General features: G+C 42.0%; 5 protein-coding genes. All 5 read right to left on the bottom strand.

Translation table 11 applies throughout. The features are described from left to right. Positions 1-373: 373 nt before the first annotated feature. The 5 genes from DYD21_RS20650 to DYD21_RS20625 all read right to left on the bottom strand — a co-directional run bounded on the left by DYD21_RS20650 (position 374) and on the right by DYD21_RS20625 (position 10,605). Positions 374-1,498 (bottom strand): hypothetical protein, encoded by a 1,125-nt coding sequence (locus DYD21_RS20650; RefSeq protein WP_116038922.1) that lies wholly within the window; start codon positions 1,496-1,498, stop codon positions 374-376. Between the two features lie 71 nt (positions 1,499-1,569). Next, positions 1,570-2,826 (bottom strand): EpsG family protein, encoded by a 1,257-nt coding sequence (locus tag DYD21_RS20645; protein ID WP_116038921.1) that lies wholly within the window; start codon positions 2,824-2,826, stop codon positions 1,570-1,572. Positions 2,827-2,828: 2 nt separating this feature from the next. Further along, positions 2,829-3,953 (bottom strand): glycosyltransferase, encoded by a 1,125-nt coding sequence (locus DYD21_RS20640; protein ID WP_116038920.1) that lies wholly within the window; start codon positions 3,951-3,953, stop codon positions 2,829-2,831. 2,489 nt (positions 3,954-6,442) lie between these two features. Continuing rightward, positions 6,443-7,360 carry a phosphotransferase gene (locus DYD21_RS20630; protein ID WP_158607389.1) on the bottom strand — a complete coding sequence of 306 codons (918 nt, stop codon included), beginning with the start codon at positions 7,358-7,360 and terminating at the stop codon, positions 6,443-6,445. Positions 7,361-8,865: 1,505 nt separating this feature from the next. After that, entirely contained in the window at positions 8,866-10,605 is a 1,740-nt protein-coding gene (locus DYD21_RS20625) for a T9SS type A sorting domain-containing protein (protein ID WP_116038917.1), read from the bottom strand. Between the last annotated feature and the right edge of the window lie 1,419 nt (positions 10,606-12,024).

Raw genomic sequence — 12,024 nt, 5'->3', positions numbered from 1 at the left:
TAACATTACCATTACTACCCTGCCTATCTTCAAATCAAGCATTCCGCTACTCATCAACACTAAGTTAGTATTCAATTTAAAACGTGAGTATTACAATAAACCTCTGTACCCTCACCAAGCCCTATAATCACGGAAATATTAGAAAGTTCCAATATTTATTAAGTTTTTAATTTATCGGTAATATTTCAGTTTTCATAAGTTGTTTATTGCTTCAGAAATTGGATCAGTAATGAACAATTAAAAAGGTGCAATTCTCATCTTTTCGTGTGCATCTTTACAGAAAATTCCCATATGAGCTTAATGTACCTGTGAAATAAAAGATAGGCGTTAAAAGACTATCCTAAATATTTAAACCCATTAGGTTTCACTTCTTTTATTCAATCACCTGACCCAACTCATCTGATGTCATAAACTCAACTTCAGGCCATTTATCCAGAATCCGTTGCAGTAATTTTCTCATCAATTTTAAATTACAATCTCGGTTTTCAGGGTGCAGAAACCCAACATAGTTTATACGATGAGATGTAATAATAGCAGGTTTTCTCCATAAAAATGCAGTCGATACCCCATTTAAACAGCTATCGAGGGCATAATCTTTATCTACTGATAATGAAGGCTCGAATGAACAGTTGCGAACAAGGTTTAATTGACCATTTTTATTTTTTCCGCCCAAATATCTTCTCTCCATTGAGCGGCTTTTTTCATTCAATCCCGGAAGTTTCTGGTATTTCATTCCCTGCAAATAGCGAACTCCTTCTTTTTTTAAAACTGGATTTAACTCAGAGCTCCAGATATAATTACTTGCTATAAAGGAGGCCGTCCGGTATCCAAAAATCTCTTCAAATATTTTGAGACCACTCTTAATTATCTTTTTATGATCTTCAATCTCATCTGCTGTATCAGCATCAAAGGAGGCCTGAATACTTTTTTTCATCTTCGGATAGATATCACTGCTTAACCCCCAGCATCTGTTATCGAACGCCAATCGAAAATCATATTCATCATTTCTGAGAAGCTTCAGCCAGAATGGAACATTCAGGTGCTCCCTGCCGTGTGATTGTGGGTGAAAGAGCCTTTTTTTATCTCCTTTTTTCCAAAGTGTGAGGCTATTTTCGTGCTCAGGATATCTCTTAAATGTTTCAGAGATTTGTTCAAAGTAATATTTCTGAAAACCTGAATCCCTGATTTTATCAAAATCTGGATTTGCAGTCAGCACATTGGCTGTTATTACCGGATGATTTCCGTTAGAATCCTGAAACTTCGACAGCGTTTCAAAAAGTGCTTCTAAGTCGGTTTCACTTGCGAGGGAATCATACCTGCAATAAGGACTTTTATCCACAGGCACTCCCTTGTTCAACAGCTTGTCATAAACCTCTGTTGACGGCATTCGAATACTGCCCCAATCGTCAGACTCTATCACAACAATTTTCCTGTTGGTGCGCCATCCCCCCATATTTACCAGGTGCTGTGCTGCAATATGTCTTAATTTCGATACCATTATAATAGGGAGTTACTACATTACATTTTAGCAGTTATAAATTACAGATACTATATGTATAATAATTTTAATCACAATATCATCCTGAGAAAATCATTCATCGACATATAATTTTCATACATAAATAGTGCAACAACCGGGTTCCCAAGGATTGAGGTTGCACTCAACGAATATAATCCAATCCTGAAAGCTACAAAAGCAAATAATAGTAGCCCCGGCGAAACCACCCACGTAAATCTTTTCATGACTTTGTCTCTTGCGACATTCTGAATGTACAAAATGAGCAGAGGGAGGGCGCAAAGGTTTGCAATATTAAAAAACCGGGAACCTGAGGAAAGTGAACTGAGTAGATTTGCCGCTGCAAAGAATGCCAGTACGAAACAAAAAAGGTTCATCCAGTATTTGTGTTTCCTGAAATGTTCACGCCCCGTCACATAAAGGCCTATCAAGAGTGCCATCACAGAATACCGTATAGCCCTGCCATACCAGGAGGCATACCAGCGGCCGCTGTCTTCAGCTGAAGCGACCGCCATCCCGGGCGTCCCGGGCCCCTCTACCCGGTAACTTGAGGTTCGTTCCTGCAATATTTCCGGGGCGTAAGCCTGCATCAGGTTATTAAATACCGCAAGATCAAGTTCAGCAAAGAAAAGGGTAAAGAGGAAAGTGCCGAAATACAGATTCAACCTGTTGCCAAGGACAATGTACCCAAAGAGAACTCCAAGGGGTACAAGCATTGCAAAGTGAAACGCCAGTGAAAAAACTGAAACCCACAAATAGCGGGTCTTTCCCTCGCAGAGAAAAGGTAATAGACCGAATAGGAATATATGCGTTGCCGTCCACATCCGAAACCCGTTGATTCGCCAGATCGGATTCACCAGGAAAAAACAGATTATTAATAGTATGGTAATCGGAAGCAGTTTCCCCTGAAGCCGCTCCATGACATACCACAGATTTCGGGAGAAGAAGTAACCAAAAATGATAGCATAAACAAGGGTTAAAATCGGTTGACTGTCTGAAATACGGGAAACAAGTATAGCAATCGCTGTCCGCATAAAATCTATCTCACCACTCTCCTGGTAGTAATTTACTGCCGTAGCAATCGTCATTTTTTCATGGTGTAAATCTTGGTATTGAGCTACATACCCGACGATATCACTTGTTTCACTTTCTGCTCCGATCGCAAAAGTGAGTCCATAAAAAATACAGAAAAGCCAGAATATGTTTTTCGCCCAGCTCTGTTTGTAATTCTTAAATGCCGTAACCGTAGCCAGGAAGGGCCAGATCAGGAAAAGGAAAAAGGCGTAAAAGCCCTGTTTATTGCTCTGCATTTTTATGCCTCACGTTCCTGCAGTTCAAGAAACTGTCCGCAGACGTTTTCAATCCGATAGCGATCCACACCGTTATAGCTGTAGGCGGAAGAGTAGTCTCCCTCCAGGAACTCGTCTATCGACTTTTTATTAATTTTCTGCCCGTCTACTGAGAGTACCGGCCGGCCGGCAAGGTAGTAGTCGATCAGCTTGCTCGGCATCTGCAGGGAGGTGGCGTTTTCAAAATTCACAAGAAAATCCATTTTGCTCAGCGTGCGCAGCAGCTCCGGGCGGGGGATGTAGTCGCGGATCTCAATCCGGCCGGCACCTTTTTCGAGAAACGGCTCCACCAGGTTTCGGCTCCGCGTGTAGAGAATAAATTTATAATTTCGGTCGAGTCCTGTAATATACTCCAGGAACAGCCGGGGATCTCTGCCGCCGGGAATCAGTCCGCCAGCATAGGCAAATGTTGGAACCGTGTGATCCACGGAGGATTGCCTGTTTATATCCACCTCATCGAAATTAAACCCCTGCGGAACAACCTCAATTTTATCCCGGAATTCAGGGTAATACCCACTTTTTGCATCCTCTATCGGCACCGTTATCACATCCGCTTTTCTGCAGAACGATTTTTCAAAGTACTTAAAGTAGAACCACTTGTTAAACGTATCGAGCCTTGAACCCATGTAAGGATCGCCGCAATCGGCCACCCAGGTTTTAGCAATCGGGTCCTTTTCACTCCAGGCCCATGCGGTCCCCCAGTGAATCGGATGCGGCGTTGCGATCGTAAGCAGCAGATCATACCCGCGCTCTTCTTCAAGAGCTTTTTTTACCAGGTATGCCAGCTGAATATCGGGGTATTCAAACGCCTGTAAAAGCCCTCTGCGGAGCACTTTACGGACAAGCCTTCCAACTTTACCTCCCTTTTGCGAATCAATCGGCTTCAGTTTCAGGTCCCCCAGGTCTTTAATGGTTACCCCATGTTCCTTCTCAAACGGCACATGAAGCTCGTCATCCTTCACGGTCAGAAGGGTAACTTCATGCCCCTGGCGGGCAAACTCTTTCACCAGTTCTGTCGTACGAAAGGCGCGCGGAGTGTTCATCGGGTAGAACGAACGGGAAACGATAAGTATTTTTTTCTTATTCAACGACAATGCGGCTCTTCTGTTCTGATTTTTTTCTATTGTAGTTCTTAAAAATAATCGTGCAATGTCTTACAAAGAATACCACGATTACTCATACAACTGGTATGTTCTTAAAGGTTAACAAACCTGCAAAAGTCATCGGATGAGTCATCTATGAATCATCTGTTGATCCGGTGTGACTCGATTCTTCGAAAAACTCATCCGATGACTACACCAGAGGCTCATTTCGATCATGATTCATCAACCTGGCGCATCTGTTAACGTCAGTAAACCGATCTTATGTTAGAATCCTGCTTCATACTGCCAGGACATTTGCACATTATGTTTTCCTAATCCTGTTTACAAACAACTTTATTCTAAACTATAATACTGAAGAGATAATTTATCATCAATTTTACTAACAATGAAGCCTGTTAAAGAACTATAATTCTGGTTCGTTTTTTCAATTGCGGGATTGGGGAAGGGCTTGTATGACCCAGGTAAAGTTTAAACTATTACCGATCTGTTAAGAGGGAGTGGGTGAGTGAAAATAAGACCTGCAAGAGTGCGAACGGAGTGAGCTCCTGGCAGAGTCTTAGAGTGAATGAAAAGTGAAAAGGCAGAAGTGAAAAAGACCTGTCTGCATTACGGTGCTTCTCCGTATTCTGACAGTATCGGTCTAAAGCCTCTCAATTTGAAAATCTATTATCTCCTTTCTTTAATCTCTACCCCCTCTCAACATTCATCACGCGGCGCAACCCTAAACCCTGTTCGATCTTTAAACACCTGGCGCCGCGCCTCTTAACCACAGTCTCTGTCATGTCGACCGGAGCACCGGTGCTTTTCCGGTGTGGAGCGGAGACATCTCCATGTTCTAAATACGATTCTTCTAATGGAAAACCGTTGATTAGATTTTATAGGTGCCCATCGGACTTTATTTCGAATCATCTGCAAAATTTTGCCCGATGGTTATTTCTTATGCACCTCCTTTGACCCCACGTTGCCCAACGGATGCCTTCGACAAAACGTGGGGCTACAGTATCGTCCACCAGCATTCGCGGGTTATTTGGGTATTTTGTTAATATCTGACCACTACGGGAAAACACCTGTGCACGGAACCCAACGTCATGTATCAACATCATTCTTCAAAATCTAACGAAAACCCATAAACCCATCGATCAAACGAGCATTGTTTGAGCGAAGGGCGGTATCTAAATAATTCAACGTACAGATCCGAATCCGCACAAGCGAGTTCTGATCGTTTGCGTCCTTTTTGGTTCGTTTTTGGACGAGCAAAAATGAACAAGGAGAAAGGCTTGGCGCTAATCTGATATCGTTTAAGCACCGTTCTTTTCAGGAAAATCGTTGATTTAACCCCTGCAACCAACCATCGGATGATGCCCCAACCATTATAACAGGCTAATGGAGTACAGGAGCTTTCTATCCGAAAAATAACGTTTATCACGCGGCGCAACCCTAAACCCTGTTCGATCTTTAAACACCTTGCGCCGCGCCTCTTAACCACAGTCTCTGTCATGTCGACCGGAGCACCGGTGCTTTTCCGGTGTGGAGCGGAGACATCTCCTTGTTCTAATTACGATATTTCTAAGGGAAAATGCTTTCGCACCGAACCCATCGTCATATATCAACATCATTTTTTAAAAACTAACAATAACCCATAAACCCACCGATCAAACGAGCATTGTTTGAGCGAAGTGTGGTATCTAAATTGCTTCAGCGCTCAGATTATAATCCACACAAGCGAGTTCTGATCGTTTGCGCCCTTTTTGGTTCGTTTTTGGGCGAGCAAAAATGAACAAGGAGAAAGGCTTGGCGCTAATCTGATATCGTTTAAGCACCGTTCTTTTCAGGAAAATCGTTGATTTAACCCCTGCAACCAACCATCGAATGATGCCCGAACCATTATAACAGGCCAATGGAGTACAGGAGCTTTCTGCCCGGAAAATTACGTTTATCACGCGGCGCAACTGTAAATCCTGTTCGACATGTGGGTGCCTGGCGCCGCGCATGCGCCCCAGACCCACCTGTCATGTCGACCGGAACACCGGTGCTTTTCCGGTGTGGAGCGGAGACATCTCCTTGTGCTAAGTATGAATCTTTGAAACGATAATCGTTGATTTAACTCCTGTAACCAACCATCGGATCAGGTTACGAACCTTCGTAAGATCGTGCCCGATGGTTTGGTTTGGTTTGGTTTGCCGTCACTTACCCGGGGCTGTCCAAAAAAGTGTTTTTGATCGAGTAAGGGATCCCTTATACGGGAAAGTGCGGGATGACGCCCTCTTCGAACAGTGTTCCCGGTACTTAGGGAAGTGAAATAAAGAGCACTGTGAAGAATTAAGCCGAAGAATGTCCATGGTTTGCAAAATAATCAGCTGAACTGATGAGCTGCTTGTTCACTCTGCATTTCCTTTTATGGTGGGAATTACAGTTTAGAGAAGTAGCAAATAACTATAAGTACGAGGAGGGATTGTGTGGCAGGTTTTATACTATTACAATGAATCGTGGCTGCCCACTTTGCTCAATTTTGCCAGCCTGTTTTTGAGAAGTTCTAACAATTCACGCGATATGGAGTTGATGTCATTGTATCTGCTCCTGACCCGATAATGTCTAAGAAATATAACAGTAAAATAGGGCAAAGATATTTCAAGTAGCTCTCTGGTTAATAAGTTTTCTACTTTTTTAAATATCATATCTTCAATTTTCAGATAATCTTGTAGTGACAACTCATTTTTTTTATATATTTCGGACATGCCAATAGTTTTTCCGAAGTCATAACCCAGCGGATAAAGGCCAAAATTGTCCCAATCAATAACTTTACCATTTTTGAAGGCATTTCTTTCAGATAAATCTCCGTGATTCAAGGTTTTTCTGACATTTTTATTTATGTAATCATCCACGGTGTTCAGAAAATTACTAATATCCGACATATATGGTGTCAGTTCTTTTTTAAGATTATCTAATTTCCCTTTAAAGCTGCTTTTATGATAATGTAACCTGCCATCTGGAAATTCAATGGCCGGATCCAGCTTTACATTGGCGATAGAAGCTGCGATATCTGTTGCTTCATTCAGAAAATTTGTATGGTTTAAGGGTTCTAATTCTAAATATTCAAAGTAGGTGATAAAGAAATTTTCTCCTTCTTTTGATTCAATTAATTTTGGAGTATTAATTCCCTGCGTAAGCACTTCCGGAAGTACCTCTTTTGTAAAAATAATAATGTCATCCACCCAGCTTTTAAAATATATTTTCTCAAATAGAGTGTTCTCTTTGAATTCCAATATTCGATAGGAGTTCATATTTATTCCACCGTAACCTGTTCCAGTAAATTTAGCTGTTAGACAACTCTTTTGTGAGTATAGGTCTATATCTTTATCGTACAAATGTATCATATGCTCATAGAGCGACATGTAACCTCTTTTAGAGAGTGAGTTTCCCAGTCTTCTGATGTGCTCTTTTTTTGGGCGAATTTTAAAAACAAAGAAGAGGATTACAGAGATGTAGTACATTGAGAGTCAAACTTCTGCAAATAAAGGCTCCCCGAAATATAAAATGCAACTCATAAATACGCAGGAGATATGTGAGTGACGAAATTACAATTTAAGCACGTATTAACCAACCCGATTTAAAGAACCGCGTCAATGCATATATGATCAGGAAGAGCTCGGTATTAAAAAGAGCTGTTTCTATACATTAAATAAATCAGTTCCAGAAACGGGGAGACATCTCCTTTTGCTAAAAACGATCTTTAAAAGGGTAATCGTTGATCTGGATTTTGTAGGCGACCATCGGATTTTATTTCGAATCTTTCACAAAATTTCGCCCGATGGTTATTTCTTATGCAACGCCTTCGACCCCACGTTAAAACGTGGTGTTACTATTTAATCCACCCGCATCCGCGGGTTTGTATGGAATCATTTTCACCAACTATCAACAACTAAAAAAGCAACCGATTAAACGATTAGTTTTTGAGCGCAGAGCGGAAAAGGCGCGAATTCAACGTATATAACCCAATCCGCTCAAGCAAGTTCTGATCGTTTGCGTCCTTTTTCCCCGCAGGGATACCTTGGGGAGGTTCGTTTTTCCCCGTAAGGGATCCCTTTGGAAGGGTGAGCAAAAATGAAGAAGGGGAAAGGTGTTGCACGGCTCAGAAACAGTTTAAGCTTTTATCCCTCTGCTAAGAAGAAGAGCTCAATATTAAAAAGAGCTTTTCCTATACATCAAATAAATCAGTTCCAGAAACGGGGAGATCTCTCCACTCCACACCGGAAAAGCACCGGTGTTTCGGTCGACATGACAGGCTCAAATTTGTTCATTAGCGCGGCGCAATATACTTAGGGATTGAACAAGATCTATATTTGCACCGCGTGCTAAGAGTTTTGAGCCTAACGAACACCTCCCGCCAGTCCTGAAAAGCACAGGACAGGCACCCTCCTCGAGAAGCTGTGAGAAAATTGTTTTCCAAAGAAAATGCACTTAAATAAAGTAAGATTTCTGCCATTCTCACAGCTCCCAGACTTTCTGACCCACCCCCGGCCCCTCCCTATCGCGCCCTGACGGGACTTGATAGGGAGGGGAGCTTCAATACAAGCTTTGACACCTTAAAAAGTAAATAATGCCAACGAATGAGATTGTAAATTCTAACAGCCTCTCGAGGTGGGATCAATTCTATCCGCTGATGATCAATCTACACAGCCAACAAAAATACCCCAATAATCAAACGATTATTGGGGTATTGCCAACTAACCCCCTCAACGTTCGCCCAGCCAGCGTATTTCTGGTCCCGACCCATCGGGGCGAACACTCAACATTCACGCAGTGAATACTCCACATTCCGTGCAGCCAGTGCATTTCTGATCCCGCACCGCGAAATACTCAACCGGGCTCGGTTAAAACGATATCCATAACACTCAACTCACTTCAACAACGTCATTTTTTTAGTGTAAACCTGAGAGTTTGTGATAAACCTGTAAAAATAGACCCCGCTGGCCAGGGTTCCGGCATCGAATGTTGCGGTATGACGGCCTGCCTGTTTAACACCATTTGCAAGAACTGCAACCTGCCTCCCGGCCATATCGTAAACTTTCAGGGATACGGTCTGAACATCCGAGAGCGTATACTCAATTTGTGTGGTGGGATTGAATGGGTTTGGATAGTTTTGATTGATCCCCGTTTCAACCGGTATAGTATCCGTTTCAGGTGCTGTTTCATTTGCAGAAGTGCCGGACTCTGAACCATTCACCAGCTCACCTGTTAAGCTCTGAGCTTTTGCACTACTATTATTTCCGCAAATGGGCTTACTCTGACCACCGTAACGTGAACTAACCCCATTGTCCATTGTGTTGACCGCCGCCACCAAGCCCTTCAGATCCGACTCGCAGAACCGGTTATTCGAGATGTTAAAATCCCCGAATGAATCACGGCCATTCGCAATTGCCTCTGCAATAGATGGATCTACAGGGCCTGAAAAATTATTGTTCTGAAACCATAAGTTTGCCAGTCTCCTGTTATTCGGATGCAGCGCAGGGAGCGGACCCGAAAAATTATTATTCCTCGCCCGGATGTATCGAAGCTGTCGTGCATGACTCATATCCGGAAACTCCCCCTCAAAATTATTCCATCCCAACCCAAAATTAATAAGTTTTCGTGCAGAGGACATATCGGGAACTGTACCGGATAAATTATTTCCATCTAATGTCAATACAGTAAGATTTGTCTTTACCGGTGGTATGCTCCCGGTTAAATTGTTCCACTCAAGTGCTACAGTATGTAACCTTGGAAGACTTCCGTCCAGAAACTTTGGCGGTATGCTTCCTGTCAGATTATTTTTTCCAAGTACAAGCACTCGCAAATTAATCATATTATCAAAAGTCGATGGTATTTCTCCCGGTATTTGATTATTTCCAAATCTAACATACTGAGCATCGGTCCAGCCTTCAAAAATTTCGGGCAACGGTTCCGAAATCTTATTATAGTGCAAATGAAGGTGACGTAAGTTTGTCAGATTGGCAAAAGATTTGGGAACCCCTCCGGAATGTAAATTTCTCTGTAAGGATAAAAACCATAAGTTCTTAAGATTTCCAATTTCTGCCGGTATAGGCGTATTTTCAAAGTTTGGCTGATTTGCGATCTCGAGCACCTGAAGGTTTGACAGGTTGCCTATAAACGGGATAGAACCACTAAATGAATTTGTTGCCTCATTTTTCTTTCCCGGATATGTATCATTCCTAAAATTTGGATCCTTTTGTCTGACACCGGACAAAAGCAGCCATTCAAGGCTTCCAAGATTATTTATAGATTCTGGAATTTCACCTGATAGTCTATTTTGCTTCGTATTTAAATAGGTAAGCCTGCTTAAATTCCCAATACTACCCGGAAGATTTCCATTTAAATTATTTGAAAACAGATCCAGACGAACCACTCGACCGTTTCCATCCACTTGAATACCATACCAGCTGTTTGAGGGATTTCCTTTCAGCCACCCTGAGTTGTTATCCCAATTACCACCGCCGGTAGCGTTATACAAATCCACCAATGCCTGCCGGTCTCCCTGCACACTGTTCGCATTCTGGGCCAACACCCCGCCCGCCAAAACCATAGCCAAATTCATGTAAACCAATAAAGCTATCCCTGCCAATAACATACCTTTTTTCATATCACTATTTACTTGTTTTAAGTATTATTTTGTTCATTTTGCTCAACACGAAAGCAAGATTTGTAATAATTTTTATTACATAAAAAAGGGATATTCTTATATAGATTTTATGTTCCCACATATTTGCAATTTTTTTTCCTGTTGTACGTTTAGGGCAAGCTTCAATTCAGATTTTTGGTAAAAGAAGAGGAGGTGAGGGCTTGTCTAACAATGCCTTGGCGCAGGCGGGTGAGAGGGAGAGACGGAGTAAAGGAGAGAGCGGGTGAGTGATTTTTTTACAATATCCAGAAACTATACGAATTTTTGGGTTTCTGCATCGACAGTGGCTTTTGAGTAACTACCCCCCATGTTACCCAACGGATGCCTTCGGCAAAACGTGGGGTTATTATATGATTCACCCGCATCCGCGGGTTTTATGGAGTATTTTATTGATTTAAGTTCCAGTGAAAAGATAGATAAAATAATGAGTCATTAAATTATAAGACGAAGAATCCTCACTATCTGACAAAAGGCAAGTCACCCTCTGATCAAACGAATAGTGTCTGAGCGCAGAGCGGAAAAGGTGCGAATTCAAAGTATAAAACCCAATCCGCTCAAGCGAGTTTTATTCGTTTGCGCCCTTTTTGGTTCGTTTTTGGGCGAGCAAAAATGAACAAGGGGGAAAGGTGGTAATACGTGATATATTTTTGTTCAAGCATCAACACCAGTTTTCTCCATTAGAAGGATCGAACACCGGTGTTTTTTTCGGTGTAGAGCGGAGACATCTCCTGTTGCTAAGCACAATTCCTTAAGAGAGCACCCGTTGATCGGATTCCTAAGACAACCATCGGATTATAGTAAAAGCCTTTCAAAAAATCCCGCCCGATGGTTTTTTTTGATTACCATCCTTAACCCCCACGTTGAAACGTGGGGCTATTCACATTTCACCCGCATCCGCGGGTTATTTCGGGATATTTTATTGCTTTAAGTTCCAGCAAAAGTATGAAGAAATTGATAAGAATATTGTGTTGATACGTAGAATTTTTACAAACTAACAGAAACTCATATCCCACCGATCAAACGAGCATTGTCTGAGCGAAGTGTGGTATCTAAATCATTTCATCGCCCAGATTGCAATCCACACAAGCGAGTTCTGATCGTTTGCGTCTTTTTTGGTTCGTTTTTGGACGAGCAAAAATGAACAAGGGGAAAGGTGTGGCGTGACTCAAATCATCATTCAAGCCTCCCGCTCACATCCTTGTCAAACCTAAATGGAAGAGCTCGGTATTAAGAACGAGTATTTTCTAAACATCAAATAAATCAGTTCTAAGGACGGGAAGACACCTCCTTGTGCTAAGTACGATTCTTCTAAGGGAAAATCGTTGATTTTATTCCTGTGGACAACCATCGGATACTATTAAGAAGCTTTCGTAAAATTCT

Source organism: Rhodohalobacter sp. SW132, assembly GCF_003390325.1.
GTDB lineage: Bacteria > Bacteroidota > Rhodothermia > Balneolales > Balneolaceae > SW132.
This window is presented reverse-complemented; position numbering and strand designations above follow the sequence as displayed.

Excerpts from the sequence above, each read along its gene's own strand:
- DYD21_RS20630 (WP_158607389.1), bottom strand. The coding sequence starts at position 7,360 with ATGTCGCTCTATGAGCATATGATACATTTGTACGATAAAGATATAGAC.
- DYD21_RS20650 (WP_116038922.1), bottom strand. The coding sequence starts at position 1,498 with ATGGTATCGAAATTAAGACATATTGCAGCACAGCACCTGGTAAATATG.
- DYD21_RS20645 (WP_116038921.1), bottom strand. The coding sequence starts at position 2,826 with ATGCAGAGCAATAAACAGGGCTTTTACGCCTTTTTCCTTTTCCTGATC.
- DYD21_RS20625 (WP_116038917.1), bottom strand. The coding sequence starts at position 10,605 with ATGAAAAAAGGTATGTTATTGGCAGGGATAGCTTTATTGGTTTACATG.